The organism is Streptomyces sp. NPDC001351 (assembly GCF_042896045.1).
GTDB lineage: Bacteria > Actinomycetota > Actinomycetes > Streptomycetales > Streptomycetaceae > Streptomyces.
Map to the genome: position 1 here is coordinate 1 of NZ_JBIAWS010000019.1, position 16,157 is coordinate 16,157.

At 64.4% G+C, this 16,157-nt stretch carries 19 protein-coding genes; 16 read left to right on the plus strand and 3 right to left on the minus strand.

Translation table 11 applies throughout. From position 1 onward, the window contains the following. Nucleotides 1–289: 289 nt before the first annotated feature. The 3 genes from ACFY1U_RS44165 to ACFY1U_RS44175 all read left to right on the plus strand — a co-directional run bounded on the left by ACFY1U_RS44165 (nucleotide 290) and on the right by ACFY1U_RS44175 (nucleotide 4,922). Nucleotides 290–1,300, plus strand: a complete 1,011-nt coding sequence (locus tag ACFY1U_RS44165) for a hypothetical protein (protein WP_390699740.1) — start codon at nucleotides 290–292, stop codon at nucleotides 1,298–1,300. A gap of 83 nt (nucleotides 1,301–1,383) precedes the next feature. Beyond that, nucleotides 1,384–1,659 (plus strand): hypothetical protein, encoded by a 276-nt coding sequence (locus ACFY1U_RS44170; protein WP_390699741.1) that lies wholly within the window; start codon nucleotides 1,384–1,386, stop codon nucleotides 1,657–1,659. A 113-nt stretch (nucleotides 1,660–1,772) separates the two neighbouring features. After that, nucleotides 1,773–4,922, plus strand: coding sequence for a DUF3427 domain-containing protein (locus tag ACFY1U_RS44175; protein WP_390699742.1), 3,150 nt, complete (start codon nucleotides 1,773–1,775; stop codon nucleotides 4,920–4,922). 15 nt (nucleotides 4,923–4,937) lie between these two features. Here ACFY1U_RS44175 and ACFY1U_RS44180 read toward each other — a convergent pair whose 3' ends face one another. Beyond that, nucleotides 4,938–5,615, minus strand: a complete 678-nt coding sequence (locus ACFY1U_RS44180) for an ATP-binding protein (protein WP_390699743.1) — start codon at nucleotides 5,613–5,615, stop codon at nucleotides 4,938–4,940. Between the two features lie 173 nt (nucleotides 5,616–5,788). On the opposite strand from ACFY1U_RS44180, the gene ACFY1U_RS44185 reads away from it, so the two are divergent. Together ACFY1U_RS44185 and ACFY1U_RS44190 are read left to right on the plus strand one after the other, a co-directional pair. Further along, nucleotides 5,789–6,637, plus strand: coding sequence for a helix-turn-helix domain-containing protein (locus ACFY1U_RS44185; RefSeq protein WP_390699744.1), 849 nt, complete (start codon nucleotides 5,789–5,791; stop codon nucleotides 6,635–6,637). Then, nucleotides 6,637–6,837 carry a DUF397 domain-containing protein gene (locus ACFY1U_RS44190; RefSeq protein WP_390699889.1) on the plus strand — a complete coding sequence of 67 codons (201 nt, stop codon included), beginning with the start codon at nucleotides 6,637–6,639 and terminating at the stop codon, nucleotides 6,835–6,837. The genes ACFY1U_RS44185 and ACFY1U_RS44190 overlap by 1 nt, the downstream gene beginning before the upstream one ends. Here ACFY1U_RS44190 and ACFY1U_RS44195 read toward each other — a convergent pair. Further along, nucleotides 6,830–7,405 carry a hypothetical protein gene (locus tag ACFY1U_RS44195; RefSeq protein ID WP_390699745.1) on the minus strand — a complete coding sequence of 192 codons (576 nt, stop codon included), beginning with the start codon at nucleotides 7,403–7,405 and terminating at the stop codon, nucleotides 6,830–6,832. The two genes, ACFY1U_RS44190 and ACFY1U_RS44195, sit on opposite strands and share 8 nt — an antisense overlap. Nucleotides 7,406–7,506: 101 nt before the next feature. On the opposite strand from ACFY1U_RS44195, the gene ACFY1U_RS44200 reads away from it, so the two are divergent. The 10 genes from ACFY1U_RS44200 to ACFY1U_RS44245 all read left to right on the plus strand — a co-directional run bounded on the left by ACFY1U_RS44200 (nucleotide 7,507) and on the right by ACFY1U_RS44245 (nucleotide 14,222). After that, on the plus strand, nucleotides 7,507–8,538 hold the full coding sequence (locus ACFY1U_RS44200; protein WP_390699746.1) for a hypothetical protein: 1,032 nt from the start codon (nucleotides 7,507–7,509) through the stop codon (nucleotides 8,536–8,538). A 117-nt stretch (nucleotides 8,539–8,655) separates the two neighbouring features. Beyond that, the gene (locus tag ACFY1U_RS44205; RefSeq protein WP_390699747.1) at nucleotides 8,656–9,183 is read left to right on the plus strand and encodes a DNA/RNA non-specific endonuclease; all 528 of its coding nucleotides are present in this window, start codon (nucleotides 8,656–8,658) and stop codon (nucleotides 9,181–9,183) included. A 7-nt stretch (nucleotides 9,184–9,190) separates the two neighbouring features. After that, nucleotides 9,191–9,721 carry a hypothetical protein gene (locus tag ACFY1U_RS44210; RefSeq protein WP_390699748.1) on the plus strand — a complete coding sequence of 177 codons (531 nt, stop codon included), beginning with the start codon at nucleotides 9,191–9,193 and terminating at the stop codon, nucleotides 9,719–9,721. Nucleotides 9,722–9,873: 152 nt separating this feature from the next. After that, complete coding sequence (locus ACFY1U_RS44215) at nucleotides 9,874–10,551, plus strand: class I SAM-dependent methyltransferase (protein WP_390699749.1); 678 nt, start codon at nucleotides 9,874–9,876, stop codon at nucleotides 10,549–10,551. A gap of 154 nt (nucleotides 10,552–10,705) precedes the next feature. After that, on the plus strand, nucleotides 10,706–10,915 hold the full coding sequence (locus tag ACFY1U_RS44220) for a hypothetical protein (RefSeq protein ID WP_390699750.1): 210 nt from the start codon (nucleotides 10,706–10,708) through the stop codon (nucleotides 10,913–10,915). Next, complete coding sequence (locus ACFY1U_RS44225) at nucleotides 10,899–11,432, plus strand: DUF6879 family protein (RefSeq protein ID WP_390699751.1); 534 nt, start codon at nucleotides 10,899–10,901, stop codon at nucleotides 11,430–11,432. The genes ACFY1U_RS44220 and ACFY1U_RS44225 overlap by 17 nt, the downstream gene beginning before the upstream one ends. Continuing rightward, nucleotides 11,416–12,246, plus strand: a complete 831-nt coding sequence (locus ACFY1U_RS44230) for a helix-turn-helix domain-containing protein (RefSeq protein ID WP_390699752.1) — start codon at nucleotides 11,416–11,418, stop codon at nucleotides 12,244–12,246. The genes ACFY1U_RS44225 and ACFY1U_RS44230 overlap by 17 nt, the downstream gene beginning before the upstream one ends. A 556-nt stretch (nucleotides 12,247–12,802) precedes the next feature. Continuing rightward, nucleotides 12,803–13,027 (plus strand): DUF397 domain-containing protein, encoded by a 225-nt coding sequence (locus ACFY1U_RS44235; protein ID WP_390699753.1) that lies wholly within the window; start codon nucleotides 12,803–12,805, stop codon nucleotides 13,025–13,027. Nucleotides 13,028–13,114: 87 nt separating this feature from the next. Beyond that, the gene (locus tag ACFY1U_RS44240) at nucleotides 13,115–13,582 is read left to right on the plus strand and encodes a hypothetical protein (protein ID WP_390699754.1); all 468 of its coding nucleotides are present in this window, start codon (nucleotides 13,115–13,117) and stop codon (nucleotides 13,580–13,582) included. Nucleotides 13,583–13,616: 34 nt separating this feature from the next. Further along, nucleotides 13,617–14,222, plus strand: a complete 606-nt coding sequence (locus ACFY1U_RS44245; RefSeq protein ID WP_390699755.1) for a DUF5753 domain-containing protein — start codon at nucleotides 13,617–13,619, stop codon at nucleotides 14,220–14,222. A gap of 132 nt (nucleotides 14,223–14,354) precedes the next feature. Here ACFY1U_RS44245 and ACFY1U_RS44250 read toward each other — a convergent pair whose 3' ends face one another. Beyond that, nucleotides 14,355–15,134, minus strand: a complete 780-nt coding sequence (locus ACFY1U_RS44250) for an NAD(P)H-dependent oxidoreductase (protein WP_390699890.1) — start codon at nucleotides 15,132–15,134, stop codon at nucleotides 14,355–14,357. Between the two features lie 147 nt (nucleotides 15,135–15,281). Between ACFY1U_RS44250 and ACFY1U_RS44255 the strand changes: the two genes are divergently transcribed. Further along, complete coding sequence (locus tag ACFY1U_RS44255) at nucleotides 15,282–16,145, plus strand: helix-turn-helix transcriptional regulator (protein ID WP_390699756.1); 864 nt, start codon at nucleotides 15,282–15,284, stop codon at nucleotides 16,143–16,145. The last annotated feature ends 12 nt before the right edge of the window (nucleotides 16,146–16,157 follow it).

Below are 16,157 nucleotides of genomic sequence, written 5' to 3' on the forward strand. Positions count from 1 at the left end.
AGCACCCCCCGGATCATCAAGGACAGGGGCAACGAGTCATACCGGGCCTGGAGGCCACGAGCCCGAACCGGGCTCTACAAGGAAGGTAATGGGCGTGGCTGAGCGGGGTCGCGATGAGCTCGGGCCTGGGCTACACGGCTCCGCTGTACGTAGGAGCGGGCATCGTCGCGACAGCGCTGGTGACCATGGTGTGGGCGGCGACCGGGCGTGCCGAAGGGCTCACGTGATCCCCACCCTTTGACCAGCACATACCTCTTCTTCGCCACGGATGGGCAGTACGGTTTCCCTCATGCGCCCCGACACGCCTGCCGAGAACGTCGACCACACCGCCGAAGCGGCCCGCCTGGAGCGAACCGCCGGCCTGTACCCCGAGGACGCCGAGGCCCTGCTTCTCCAGGCCGCGGCCCACCTGGAACTGTCCGGCGACCGCCCCGCCGCGACCACGCTCTACGACCGCCTGCTGTCGTCCCAGGCGGGCCTGGAGAACCCCTACCTGGTACGAGCCCTCAAGGCCTCGAACCTCTGGGAGTACGGCCACGAGGCCGAGGCCCGAGCGATCATCGACGGCATCCGCGCCGGGGCTCCGCGCGACCCGGCCCCGTGGGTGATCGTGGCGGAGGCTTTGGAGGCCCACGACGAGCTTGAGGCGGCTGAGGAGACCTTCACGGAGGGGGCGCGTGTGCTCCTGACGGATGTGGAGGAGCCCCCGTACTCGACGCACCCGCTGCTGTTCGGCCGCCACCGGGTGCGCCGGATGCTGGGCGTGGCCCACGACGAGTGGGACACCATTGCGGACCTGCTCCACTCGTCCCCGGTCTCGCTGGACGAGCTGCACGACCCGAAGCGGGTGTGGTCGCTGGGGTCGGACAACCCTGCGGAACTGGCGGCGGAGATCTCGCGACTGCGGGCGGAATTGGGGACGTATCGGGAGGCACTGTCCCGGCCGTTCCCGGTGGCGGTGCTGCATTGGCCGGCGGGGGAGCTGTCGGAGCTGGTCGAGGCGTACCCGGCGCTGGCGGCGGAGTACCCGTCGCATGAGGAGCACCTGGCGACGATAGAGGGGTCGCTACGGGAGCTGGCCGCTTCCGGCACGCCGAACCTGGGGATTGTGACGGGGACGGTGCCTTCTTATGAGGCATTTGCCGCTTCGGAGATGGCTTCGCCTGGGGAGGCGGAGCTGTTGCCGCAGTACGCGACGACGCTGGCGGCGCGGGGGCGGGCTGTGGAGTGGCCGCCGCAGCGGGGGGCTGGGTGTTGGTGTGGGTCGGGGCGGGTTTATGAGGGGTGCCACGGGGCGTGATCGTTTCGGGGCGGTAGCAGTGAGCTGATCACGGTTGACCGGTACACCGAGCCCGAGGCCACCAAGCATCACGGGAGGACGCAATGATCGCGCGAGTAGCCGTTTGGGATCCGATGCCCGACGACGATCGGGACTGGGTACTGGAGGCAGTGGCAGGCCTACCGGGTGTCCATGGCGCGTACCACCTCGTCGACCCGGCCACGGGCAAAGGACTGTCCATCGCGTTCTTCGAAGACGAAACAGCCGCCGCAGCCGCCCGCGAAGCCATCTCGGAGCGAGCGAAGGCAATCGGCTGGCACGACGTCCCTCACCCGGCGCCCACTTCCGAGACGATCTACCAGGTCATGCGTCATACGTAGTCGCGTCCACACTTCACCTGTCCAAAAACGATCACTTTTCAGCGGAAGAGCTTCGATTGTCAGTGACTGCTGTTAGAACAGATCCATCGGCACGAAGGATCTAGGGAGCAGTCGTGGCGGAATCGGGGGACTCGGCGCAGCCGGTCGCAGGTGTCTACGAGCAACTCATCACGCGGACTCTGCATGACCGGATGGAGCGGCTCGAAGCCGCAGGCTGGAAGGCAATCGACGAAGAGGTCAGCGAAGAGTCTGCGCCCCACGTGCTGGCACGCCACATCAGCGAGGCGGTGGGGCGCAGGCTCAGTCAACTGCCCCAGAACAAACAGGTGACCGTTGCCAACCAGATCCTGCAGTCTCTGGCCACTCACGCACCGGACCCGGATGCGGACGAAGTCATAGGCACCATCGCCGATGGCCCCCGGCAGCTGCTGGCACTCGCCGAGCGGGAGGCTCCCGGTGTCTACGCGGTACGGCCTCTCACGCCACTATCGGAAACCGCGCTCATCACTAACTCCCCCGAAGATCCAAGCCTCGGCAGCGAGCTCCGCGCTGAGCTGGCAACAGCAGACCGCATCGATCTGCTCTGCGCTTTCGTGAAGTGGTACGGCCTGCGCGTGCTCGAAGACTCTCTTCGTGCCGCCGCCGAACGCGGCGTCCCCATCCGAGTCATCACCACCACCTACATCGGCGCAACAGACCGCCACGCACTCGACCGGCTCGTCCGCGACTTCGGTGCCGAAGTAAAGGTCAACTACGAGACCCGCTCGACCCGCCTCCACGCGAAGGCCTGGCTGTTCCGACGAAACAGCGGTTTCGACACGGCGTACGTAGGCAGTTCCAACCTCTCGAAGGCCGCACTGCTCGACGGCCTGGAGTGGAACGTACGCCTGTCATCCGTGGCCACTCCAGTCGTGCTCAACAAATTCGAGGCCACCTTCGACGCGTACTGGAATGACATCGCTTTTGAGTTGTACGACCCCGATCGCGACGCCCGCAAGCTGGACGAGGCTCTGATCGTGGCGGGCGGTTCGCCGTCCAGCCAAGATGCCAAGATCAGCCTCTCCGGCCTTGAGGTTCGCCCCCACCCACACCAGGCCGACATGCTGGAGCGACTGCGAGTCGAACGTGAGGTACGCGGTCACCACCACAACTTGCTTGTCGCTGCGACCGGTACGGGCAAGACGGTCATGGCCGCCCTCGATTACCGCAACCTGCACAAGGAGTGGGGCGCCAAGGAGTACCCACGGCTGCTCTTCGTGGCACACCGCAAGGAGATCCTGCGGCAGTCGCTCCGTATGTACCGCGAAGTGCTCGACGACGCGTCCTTCGGCGAAGAGCTCTACAGCGGCGAGCTGCCCCGTGACTGGAAGCACGTCTTTGCCAGCGTCCAGTCACTCACCGATCAGCGACTCGACCAGTTCGACCCAGAACACTTCGACATCATCGTCATCGACGAGTTCCATCACGCTACGGCTACGACATATCGCCGCGTTCTCAATCACTTCAAGCCGAAACAGCTCCTTGGTCTGACCGCCACTCCCGAGCGCGCAGACGGCCTGAATGTGCAGGACGAGTTCTTCGAAGGCCGGATCGCCGCCGAGATGCGGCTCTGGGAGGCGCTCGACAACGACCTCCTCTGCCCGTTCCACTACTTCGGCGTGCCCGATGGAACGGACCTCACTCGTCTCAACTGGCGCTCAGGTACGTACGACCAGAGCCAGCTCGGCAACTTGTTCTCCGGGGACCTCGCGCGTGCCCGCATCGTCATCAAGCAGGTACGGGACAAAGTGTCCGACCCGATGCATATGCGGGCCCTCGGGTTCTGTGTCAGCAGGAAACATGCTCACTTCATGGCGAAGTGTTTCCAAGACGCAGGCTTCAAAGCTGAAGCCTTGGACAGCGCGTCCAAGCCCGAGGTCCGTGACCACGTTCTGTCCCAGCTCAAGGCGGGAGAGATCCAAATCATCTTCTCCGTCGACCTCTTCAACGAGGGCTTGGACATCCCGGACGTCGATACGATCCTCCTCCTGCGCCCCACGAACAGCGCCACCGTCTTCCTTCAGCAACTCGGTCGAGGTCTGCGCCGCACCCCGGACAAGCCCGTGCTCACTGTGCTCGACTTCATCGGCCAACATCGTGCCGAGTTCCGCTTCGAGGAGCAGTTCCGCGCGATGACCAACCTGTCGCGCAACCGGCTCCTTGAGCACGCCGAGCACGACTTCCCTCTGCTGCCATCCGGCTGCCAGATCATCCTTGAGGGCAAGTCCAAGAAGTTGGTGCTGGACAACATTCGCACCCAGATCAAGGCAACCGTCCAGACCCTCGCCAAGGAAGTGAGGACCTTCGACACACCGGTCCTCGCCGACTACCTCAAGGAGAGTCGCCGTGAAATCCGGGAGTTGTACAAGTCGAGCAACTCATGGACGACAGTCCTACGCCGCGCTGGCCTGGCCGACCTTCCTGAACAGGCTGGCGAAGAGGACCTCTTGAAGCGTGTGCACGCGTTCTTGCACGTCGACGACAGCGAACGCGCTGAGGCGTATATGCGCTTGTTGAGCGATGACGCGCCGACGTACGACTCGCTGAGCGCGAAGTACCAGACGTACGCGCGCATGCTGTTCTTCAACCTCTGGGACAAGGCTGGAGGGTTCAACTCCTACGCGGAAGGGCTCGAATCGCTCCGCGAGCAGCGAGCCTTCCGTAGCGAACTGCGACAGGTACTCGACCACGTGATACGGCAAGCCGACCACTTCCCCCTCCCACTCGAGGGTCCGCACGCCCACATCCCTCTGAAGATCCACAGTGCCTACAACCGCTCGGAGATCCTGGCCGCGCTTGGTGTCGCCCGCCTGGGCGGCCAGATGCCGGGATCCTTTGCACAGGGTGTCCTGTGGGACGAGCAGAACCAGACGGACGCACTACTGATCACTCTCGAGAAGAACGAGAAGGACTTCTCCCCCACGGTCCGGTACAAGGACTACGCGTTGAGCCCTTCCCTCTTCCACTGGGAGTCACAGAGCACAACCGCTGCCACCTCTCCCACAGGCCTGCGCTACCAGCAGCACATGCAACGCGGGAGCCACGTCCTGCTGTTCATGCGGCGCTACAAAGACACCGACATCGGCAAGGCCCACCCTTGGATGCTGCTCGGCCCGGCGACGTATGTCCGCCACGAGGGCAGCAAGCCCATGGCCATCACCTGGCAGCTGCATGAAGAGCTGCCTGCGGATGTGTGGTCGTACTCGGGTATCACCGCGGGCTAGAAGGCTCGGCAACCTTCAGACGGCCTCACCGAGCTCAGCCTCAAAGTGAGTCTGAGCTCGGTCGAGCACGTCATCGGGGTCATAGCCGTGCGCACTCAGCCAGTGCAGCACGTCGGCCATGACCTCGATGGCAGCCTCCTCTGCCGCTGCGGTGCTCAGCAGACTGCCCCCCTCTGCCATCGTCCTGCCGTGCGGGAGTGGCCAGGAGCCATACAGATCAAGGATCGCCTCAGCCCGCGTGACCCGGGGGCCATTTGCCTGACCACCGGTGACGGAGGCACCGGCAGCGAGCTCACACCACACCACCTTGGAGCTGCTGCGAAGAATCACACCCCACCGGTGGTCGGTTACCGCATCGACGAGTGCCATCCCCCGCCCGGACTCCAGAGCGGTGCTGGCGGCGAGCAAGGTGGGCAACGCCCGCGTATCGGGATCCTCAACTTCCAGGCGTAGATGTGACTCACTCAGCGTCATGCGGAGCGTTGTGGGCGTTCCCTCACCGACATGCCGAATGACGTTGGTTACGAGCTCCGATACACAGATCTGTGCAGCGTCCACGTGATCGGGCAGCCCCCACAGGATGAGCCGCAGCCTCAACGTCCGTCTCAACTGGGCGACTTCACTCGGATGGGCAATGAACACATGCAGCCAGGGCTCTCGTCCGACGCGACCGCTCACGTAGATCATCTTCATCCACCTTCCCACGTTCCGTTGCGCACTGTGCATCACCTGATGACTCCGAGTGACAGAGTCGCAGCGAGTGTCCCTTCATGCAACATGCACGGGGGGATTCCCTCTTTGGGGTGATTGGCCTTTCGCGCCCCTTCCGATGGGATGGACCTTCCGCTAATCCACGAGGAGTTGACATGGCCGGATCTCCCACGGCTCGCCGTCGCCGACTTGCGATCGAGCTCAAGCGGCTACGCGAGGAGAGCAGCCTTACCTGTAGCCAGGTGGGGAAGGAGCTGGACTGGAGCAGCTCCAAGGTCAGCCGCATGGAGACGGGACAGGGGCGGGTCCAACCCTCGGACGTCGACGCCCTTTGCCGCCTCTACGGGACCGCCGAAGAACTACGCGACCTCCTGAAGTCGTTGGCCAAGGAGTCAAAGACAAAGGGGTGGTGGCACGCTCACGGCGACGCGATCCCCGCCTGGTTCTCCGTGTACGTCGGCCTCGAACAGGCAGCCTCCAACTTGCGCAGCTACCAAGCCGAGTTCATCCCCGGCTTGTTGCAAACGGCTGAGTACGCAGCCGAGCAGTGCCGCGCGTGGGTCGATCACACCGCCGAGGACATTCAGGGCATGGTCGACGTCCGCATGCGTCGCCAGGAGCCACTCACCGGCGAAAGTGCACCCGACCTGTGGGCCGTTGTGCACCAGAGCGCACTGCAGCACGTGGTCGGCAGCCGCCAGGTCATGACCCACCAGCTCGAACGTATGCTGGAAATCGGTAAGTTGAAGAACGTGACCGTCCAGGTCCTGCCGTTCGACGCGGGCGCCTACCCCACCACCGGGTCGTTCACTGTCCTCGGCTTCCCAGAGCAGGAGGACCAAGACTTGGTCTACCGAGAGGGACTCACCGATTCGGTCTACCTCGAAGAGCCCAAGGACGTAGCCCTCTACACGAAAGCATTCGACCACCTCAGAGCCTTGGCACTGAGCCCTCAGCGTTCGACCTTGCTGATCTCGAGACTCCTGGAGGAGCACTCCCGATGATGCCGCCATCCAGCATCCAATGGCGTAAGAGCAGCTACAGCAATGGCATGGGGGGCGAGTGTTTGGAAATGGCCGCGCTCGCCGGGGCCATCGCAGTGCGCGACTCGAAGGTCACCTCGGGGCCGCAACTCACTCTCAGCAGAGCCACATGGAAGAACTTCATAGGCGCCATTGCCCAGACAGCGAGCCGCGTCAACTGACGGTCTGCATAGGATCGCGAATTATCTCCCCAGCTCTCTGGAGGAAAGTCGAATAGGCATCGGTCATCCCACTCCTCGCCTGTTCATAGCTCGGCCAGTCTGGGTTACGCCCTTCGGAAGTTGCTCTCTCCACTTGAAGCAAGGAGCTGACCGTCGCAACGGCCGTCCGTGTCAAGGCGTACGCCAGCCCCCTTGCCTCATCCGGCCCCCACAGCGCCAATAGGCTGGTCTTGTCTTGCAGTTCTAGCGCAGCCCGCCGCAGTTCATCTCTCGTTGCTGCATCAAGTGGGGTCCCACCCCCGACCTCAGGTGTGATGCGTGCGAGCACTTCATCAAGAGCCGTGTAGGCCGCGAGAAGAGAGGCGAAGGACTGGTATCGCTGGCTGCGCACCCACTGCCAATGCTCTGCTGCCGCTTCCCCGTGAACCTGTGCAAGCGCGGCCTCAACCGCCTTACGTCCGCCTACCTTTGCTCCCCGCTCTGCGTACCTCCCCGCGATCACCGCCCCGATGACTGCTGCTATGAGCCCGATGCCACCTGCTAAGACCGTCGCCGTCGCGTCACCCATGGCGCCATCCTCACCTGGGCCGGGCGCCATCACAATGCCATCACGCGCGACCTGCGTCAGATCTGCCACTCTGTGCGCAGTGAAACCACTAGCCTCGGATCATGACGACCCACACGTCCGGGTTTCGCCCCGGCCAGATCCTCACGCGCGCAGAAATACATCCCGTACTCGGCGGATCCGGCTTCGCCGGAATCTGCCCAGCAGTCGAGAAGAGGAACGTCCTCATCTTCTCCGACAGCAAGGCCGGCGAGGGCTTCGGGTATCGCGACGGATGGCTTGCCGAGAATGACGACATCGGCCCCATATTCACCTATACCGGCGTCGGGAAGCGTGGCGATCAGGCCCTCGCGGGCGGCAACAGGTCAATCCTGGAGCACGCCGAAATGGGTCGCACCCTGCATCTGTTCATCGCCGTGGGCAAGGTCGCCGGTAGCGATACCCGGACACATATGTACATAGGTGAATTCAAGGTCGATGAGCGCAAGCCGTTCGAAATACGGGGAGCTAAGGATGAATTAGGCGTAGATCGCAATGTAATCGTGTTCCGCTTACGCCCCACCGGCCCATACATCCGACGGGAAGAGGACACCCTCCCGCGGACCACCAATCCCCGCTCCCGGTTCAACCGCACTGCGGCCAAGCTCCCCCGCGCTTATCGACGCCAGAAACGCCAGCGGGGACAGTGGTCCGACGTCGACCATGTGGCTGCTACTCGCGATGACCTGGCAGACACCTTCGAAGAGAGCTCTCTGGCTGCAGGAGAAACGATCGGCCAGCTAGAGGTGTCGATGCGCGACGCAACGGCTCAACTCATGCTCGAGCTCTACAACCCAACCAGTAACACGGTCTATGAACCGACAGGGAGTGCGGCCAGCGAGTCGATAGCGGAAGCCATGGCTCAACTCCTGCTAGCGCGGCACCACTTGCGAAGCATTGCCCACAGCCAGCCGCTCCACTTGATGGTTCTCACCCCCGAACTCCCTCGCGAGGACCTCCGCAACCTGCTGGCCGAGCACGGGATTGGCGTGGTGTATCGCAACAGCAGCGGCGGCTTCTCTGAGTTCGAGGCAAGCACCACCGCGGGCAGCACGCCTAGAGCTTTCCGCTGCTTGGACTGTCCCGCGCCCGCCTAGTAAGCGTGAGCATCGTCTCGGTGCCCAGGACGATGGCATTCCTGGCTGAGCCCGGGATCGGCGGTCCGGGCCGCCGGGAGCGCCGGCGGTTGGACCGAGCTGCTGGGCGGCGTCCGCGTGCCCTCACTCGGCCCCGAACTGGCCACGCCCGGCGGCGTGACCGCGGCGGCCGACGACCTGGACGGCCTGGGTGCGGCATATCGCACGGGCCAGGGTGGTGGTTACGGCGCAGCCCGCCAGCCGCCGCCGTACGCCAAGCCGCTCGACACTCTCGGGCGGGCGCAGGGTGTCGACACGACGATCACCAAGTCGATGCTCGATACGGGGAGTAAGGCCAGCAGGCGGGTCAAGCCACCTGGCTGGCTCGGGGACTCCGCCAAACACACGCGAGGACATCTGCTCGCGAAGTCCCTGGGCGGTGACGGAGCCGCCCCCGAAAACATCGTGATCATGTACGACAAGGCAAACAACGTGGTCATGAAGGACCTGGAGCAGGAGATCTATAGGGTGGTCGACGCGGGGCACGACGTGCAGTACTCGGCGACGCCCGTCTACGCGAACCCCACGGACCTGATCCCCTCCGGCGTTCACGTGACCGCCAAGGGCGGTGGCCTTGACATCGATCAAACCATCATCAACAAGTAGGCAGCTCATGACGGATCTGGAACTCCTGGCGGCACTCCCGGCGACCGGCGAGGCGGGAGTGGTCGTCAACGACTGGGAACGGACCGAGGCTGCACTGGGTGTCACCTTTCCCGCCGCCTTCAGGCGCTTCCTGGACGTCTTCGGCGGCTCGAAGTTCGACGACTTCCTCCGCGTATACCGGGCGGGCGCCGACAACGAAAACGTCGATCTGGTGTCCCGGGCGAAAGAAATCGGGGAGAAGTTCTTCGAAATCCGTCCGCATATCCGCGAACTCCTGGCACAACGCGGCGTACAGCCCGACCAGTTGGTCCGCTGGGGCGGCACGGACAACGCGGACGCCTGCTTCCTGATCCCTCACCCCGACCCCGGAATGTGGGCCGTCCTCGTCGTGGAAGGCCGCGGCAACGACTACGACCTCTTCGAAGGCCCCGTGGAGAGCTACCTGCTGAGCGTCATGCGGGGGGACATCGTGAGCGAGGTCTTCCCGGACGATTTCCCCGACGAAGCGCCCTCCTACGAGCGCAATCCGAGCATCTGAATGACGTGCTGACCGTGAAACCGCGGTGCACAATCACTGCCGGCTGATGGATCACGAGCCGTGCCAGGTACCCCTCCGTGCTCGTTGCCCGAGGGAAGGCGCGCCATCATGCGCCCACCGGTCGGGGCACTGGTCACGGAAGAGGAGAGAGCGTGACGCAACACGCCACCGAGGAGGATGCCTGGGACGCCTACGGCGACGGCAGCCAAGCCAGACTGTGGGATCGTGATCCGACCCGCTTCCACTGGACGCAGTGGACTGGGCACCCCAACCACGGCCCGCAACTGGAGTTGCTGCCGACAGGCCCTGGCACAAGCGTCCTCGACCTGGGCTGTGGGAAGGGCAGGAATCTCTTCCACATCGCTGCACGCGGCGGTCGCGCGGTCGGCGTCGACCTGTCTGGGAATCAGATCACGGCGGCGCGTGCTCTTTCCGGTGTCCGCATGGAGTTGCACCAAGCAGACGCAGCCGCGTTCTTGGACACCTGCCCAGAGGAGTTCGACGCGGTCTACAGCGTCTTCGGTGCGGTCTGGTTCACCGACCCGGGAGTGCTGCTGCCCAAGATCCTGCGGAGGCTCAAGCCCGGTGGTGTCTTGGTGTTCTCGCACCGACCACCCGAGAACGGCGAATACGGACCCGTTCTGCACGGCGAGGAGGCGCCGGCTATGCGGTGGTGCTATCCAGACGCCGTATGGGAGAGCCACCTGCGCGCCTTCGGTTTCGTAGACGTGGCCAGCTGGATCATCGCGCCGCCGCCCGGCAAGGAAGGCATGGTGCAGACCGTGCTCGTCCGAGGCACGAGGCCCACCACACCCCAAGGACCGTCGTAGGGACGGCGAAACCAGTCCCGCGCCCTGACCACCGTCTTCGAGATCATTTATGCCAGGTCGGGAATATTTCGGAGTCTGCGTGGACGGGGAACGATGCCCTCCGTAGCGTCGTCCACAGGGGCCATCCAGACGGGATGGCACAGAAGGGGGCGCCATGGCGCGCGAGGATCTGACTCGGCTCACTGGGACGGTCAACGGGCCCAACTGCGATGACGACGACTGCCCGAACGTCTACCGCTCGGCCAGCGGCTCCATCGTGGTCCAGGGGAACGTGACAGATGCCTTCCGAACTCCGGAAGGTGAGGCCCTGGTGGAGATCCCCGAGTCGGTGCTCAAGGAGGCCGTACGTGCTCTTGGATGGTGACGAGTGGCGGAGGACGTTCGACGCGTACGAGCGTGACGCGTGGCGATTCGAAGCCCAGCCCACCTACACCATGCCCAGGGAAGCTGAAAACGTCGCCCGCTTCCTTCGCGGTGAGCCGAAGCCCGATCAGCACAACGCACGCTGGCACGAGCGCGTGCGCGGATACGTGTCCTCAGGCCGCACCATTGGGCGAGTACGGATCGTGCGACAGCCGCTGACGGACTATCAGCGGTACCAGTTCGCATGGGGAATTCCCGGAAACATAGCGGCCGGCGAGGATATCCGAATCCTGGATGTCACACAGGATGACTACGGACTTCCCCTGTCGGGAACCGACTGGTGGATGTTCGACGAGACTCGCATAGTGCAGCTGAACTTTCGAGCGGACGGAACGCAGATCAACCGAGAGGTGTTCAGCGGTGATATTGCGCCGTACTTGGAGTGGAAGCGCATTGCGATAGCTCACTCGGTGCCGTTCTCCGAGTACGTGAAAGAATGCAGTGACCTTCGAACCTGAGCAGCTGGGGCAGTCGAGAAACGATCTCGCACAAACGCTCCGCGAGTTGCGTAAGCGAGCCGGTCTCACAGGGGACCGGCTCGCTCGGCGTTGCAACATGTCTCAGAGCCAGATCAGCAAGTTCGAGACCGGCAAGAAGACACCGAAGCTCGTGGATGTCGAACGCATCCTTCGAGCTCTCGACGCTCCTGCCGAAATAATGGCGGAAGTTACGGCTCTCGCGCGCATCGCGAATACCGAGTGGCAGGACAAACGTTCGTCCTGGCGCCGCGGAATGGAGAAGCGACAGACTGAGCTGGCATCGCTGGAGCGCGAGGCCACGGAGCTGAGATATTTCCTCCCTGCCATGATCACTGGCCTGCTGGCCACGCCTGACTATGTTCGCGCCAGCCTGACCCACACACCTGGCGACTCTTCAAAGACGATGGCACGCAAGCTGGAGCGCCAGGCTGTTCTCTATGACACCTCGAAGGCCTTCACCTTCGTCCTGACCGAGCAGGCAGCGCGGTGGGCGATCGTCCCGGCACCAGCCATGGCGTTGCAGATCGACCGCCTGATATCACTTTCCCACCTTCCGAATCTTCGTATCGGCGTCATTCCAGTGGGTACCGTCATGACACGCGGGCCGATGAACACCTTCACGGTCTACGACAACCGGCTTGCCACAGTCGAGAACTTCACCGGTCGCATGGTCTTTCGAGATTCCCGTGACGTCTCCGAGTATCTTGCCGTGTTCTCCTCCTTCGAGCAGCACGCTTGCTTCAGAGATGAAGCAAGGGCCCTGCTGCAGCAGTGGGCCAACGACTATCGATGATCTTTAGTCCGTAACGGGAATATTGCTCGAATCCCCTGCGATGGCGATGGATCATAGATTCGCCATGAAGTCGGGGAGGAACAATGCCGGGTCCACAGAAGCCGCAAGGTTACGGCCTTACAGAACTTCCTGCTGAACCAAGCGCAGTGCAGGCGTGTGGCACATGTCTCGGCATTTGCGTTCGCAGGAAGAATGCCCGTTCCAGAGGCGACTACAGCGCCGCATCCGACGCGAACGTGGATCTGGCTCGACATCAGGCAGAGACCCACGGGGAATGATCCCTGACGGAGAGACCAGTCTATTTGCGGACCGCCCGTTGATGACGATACGCGTCTCTCGTGATTCCGGGCAGACCTGGGAATCTGAGCGGGCCATCTTCAATACAGATGATCTGGCCCCCTTGGCCACCATGGAATGGCCCCCGTGCAAGTGCCTGCGCTGTGCGCAGCGCCAGGTGTCCTTCAACGACTGAGGCGCTCGCCTCACCCATGAACTCCCGCCCGCATGGGCGGCGGCGGTCTGCATGGCCGCGACAGCGAAGCAGGAAGGTGCAGTAATGCTGGACGGAACCGATCTGTACGGGCTGGACATCGACGGGGCCTCCTTCGTGAAGGCATGCGGAGGGCCCTGCACCGAAGGATGCGTGACCCTGGCTCGTATCGGCGACAACGCCTGGGCCTTGGGCGACAGCAAGCGGCCGGACATGGAACCGCTCCGGTTCACCACGGAGGAGCTGGACTCGGCCGGCATCGACCCGGCGAAGTTCGGGCTGCCTGTCTGACCATCCCTCTCCTCTCACAACCGGTCCCGTTCCCAAAGGAATCGGGACCGGTTTCCCCCGATCTTCGACACCAGATGGGGACGACTGGTGCACCATCACGGATATCTGTGGACAGGCCCGAAACAACGCTTCGACAATGAAGCCCTACGGCGCCCGCCCCATCCAGATCCACCCCCGGCCGGAAGCAAGGCGGAGTTGATCCAGCGCTATCGCGAGGTGACGGCGGAGTTCCCCACCTCGGATCTCCCTCCGCTGGAAACGGCGTACTGGCTCGTCAAACCGCGTGCCTTGGTTCGTGGCACGTGGGATGAGGCCAAGGAAGCCACGGCCTGGATCGGTGAGCGCCTTGCCCAGTACGCGCCTCGGTTCGCCTCGGAGAGCGACCGAGACGCGGCCCGGCTCGCCTCGATGGTCAACTCCCTTGCAACGAGGCTGGATTCAGGAGCTGACGTTTCACTCGGCTTCTACCTCGAACGCCCCTCGTATCTGTCACTCGCAGTAGTGACATGCTCTCCGAACCGCTCGAACCCCGAACTAACGTGTCCTGTCCGGTGACCCACGCACCGCAGCGGCCCAGAAGGGAATGCGAATGACGAGCTCGGTCCCGTGGCAACAGCGCCTGTCCACCGGCACGGAGGACATCCAGGACGAGGTGATCCGCTGGTACCAACAGACCCGGCACGGCAAGGGGTACGTCCCCGACATGATCTGGGGCACTCTCCAGACCGAGGCCTACGCGACCGTCATCCTGCGCCGGGTCGTCGACTTCCTCGAGGTTCCGGACGACGTACCGGCGGGGGTGGCAAAGCGGATGGAGCGGCAGCAGGTTCTGTACAACGGTGAGCACCACTACGACGTGATCCTCGGCGAGCAGGCCCTCTACACGAACGTCGGAGGGCCTGAGGTGATGCACGGGCAGATGGAGCGCCTTCTCCGGGACATCGATCTGCCCTCACTCACCCTCGGCGTCCTCGCCGCCACCGCCGAACTGAGCGTCGTCCCCATGCCCGGCTTCAACACGCGTGGCGACGACAGCGTCCACTACGAACTCGTCTCTTCCGGCGTCGACATCACCGACCCGGACGAACTCGCCCTCCACGACAAGGCCTTCAACGCCCTCAGCAGCGCCGCGAGTTACGGAGATGCAGCCAAGGAGCTGATCGGTAAAGCACTGGCGTTCTGGAACAACGAATGACCCAGCCGTCGCCGAGACGACGAATACGGCGGCTCACATGAGCTGGAGGGTGGGGTGGAGCAAAGGCTCCTTCCCTGACGTCCGCGATCTGCCCACGGGAGTGCGCCGGTGACCGGGGTATCGGCCCGGCGGTCACCCCCGCACATGCAGCCCGAACCCCGTGCGGCCCGCGGGCTCCAGGCCCTCCTTCAGGTGCAGCGAGGGGATCTCGTAGTCGCCGAAGTTCTGCCGCCGGAACGCGATCGGTTCGGTCGACTCCAGGGTGAGCAGGCGCTGCTCCCAGGCCTTGGCGACGTCCGGGTAGTCCTCGTCGGTCATCCGGTCGGCGCCGTACAGCACGAACGGCGGCAGCACCTCGATGCCCGGGTAGTAGAGGATGCCGTGGTGGATCGGGAAGAGGAGGTCGTCGATGGGGCCGTTGATGCCGCGGGCGGAGTAATGCGACTCCGGGCCGCCTGCGGTCACCGACAGCAGAGCCTTCCTGCCGGCGAGGGTGCCTTCGCCGAAGCGCTCGCCGTACCTGGTGTCGCTGTGCTCTCCGACGCCGTACGCGAAGTGGTAGGTGAACACCCGGTCCACCCAGCCCTTGAGGATCGCGGGCATCGTGTACCACCACAGCGGGAACTGGAAGATGATCGTGTCGGCCCACAGCAGCTTCTCCTGCTCGGCGCGTACGTCCGGGGTGAGCGCTCCGGCGTCGAAGGCCCGGCCCGAGTCGAGCGCGACCTTCAGCGGACTTGAGGCGTGGGGGCCGTAGTCCGCGGCGTCCACGACCGCCTTCCAGTTCATCGCGTACAGATCGCTCACCCGTACCTCGTGCCCGGCGGTCTCCAAGGTGGACACCGCGAGGTTCTTCAGCGAGCCGTTGAGCGACTTCGGCTCCGGGTGGGCGTAGACGATCAGCGTCTTCATGGTCTTCATGGGAACTCCTTCGGATCTGGTGCCTTCGATCCTGGGCGTCGCGACGCCCGGCGTTCAGGGGCTCCTCTTCCGTCGGACTGGACTTCCTGGTACCGGCAGGACCACCCTCACGGACAACTCCGAGCCCATACTGGGGACATGGACGATCTTGCGGGCTTCCTGCGGACCCGGCGTTCCCGGGTCGACCCGGCCGCCGCCGGTATCCCCACCGACAGCCGCCGCCGGGTCGAAGGGCTGCGCCGCGAGGAGGTCGCGCACCTGTCCGGAGTCAGCGTCGACTACTACGTACGCCTGGAGCAGGGCCGCGCGACCCAGCCCTCCGAGCAGGTTCTCGACGCGCTCGCCCGCGTCCTCAACCTCGACGAGACCGAACGCGGGCACCTCTACCGGCTCGCCCGGCAGCGCCGCCGCCGCGCCAAGGCACCGGGCGGGCGGATCCGGCCGGAGCTGCTACGGGTCCTCGACCTGGTCGCCGACGCACCCGCACTGATCATGAACCACCGCCTGGACGTGCTCGCTGGGAACCGCCTCGCCGGGCTCCTCTACGGCCGGCCGATGCCGGGCCTGAACACCGCGCGGCACATCTTCCTCGAGGAGGCCGAGCGCGGCCTGTACGCGGACTGGGAGCAGTGCACCCTCGACGTGGTCGGGCATCTGCGCCTGGCCGCCGGCAAATATCCAGAGGACTCCCGACTGGCCTCGCTCATCGGCGAGTTGGCGATGGGCAGCGAGCGCTTCCGCCGCCTGTGGGCCCGCGCGGACGTGCGCGCCCGCACACATGGACGCAAGGCGTACCGGCACCCGCTGGTCGGACTGCTCGAACTGCACCAGGAGAACTTCGCACTACCGGACGAGTCGGGTGTGGAGCTGCTGGTGCTGTCCGCGGCCCCCGGCAGCCCCGCCGCGGACGGGCTGCGCCTGCTCGCGGGCCTGGGCGAGCACAGCGGTGACGCGCACAGCAGTGACCCGCATCCCCCAGTGAATGGTCGAGTCCGCGAGTAGCTCACCGACGTC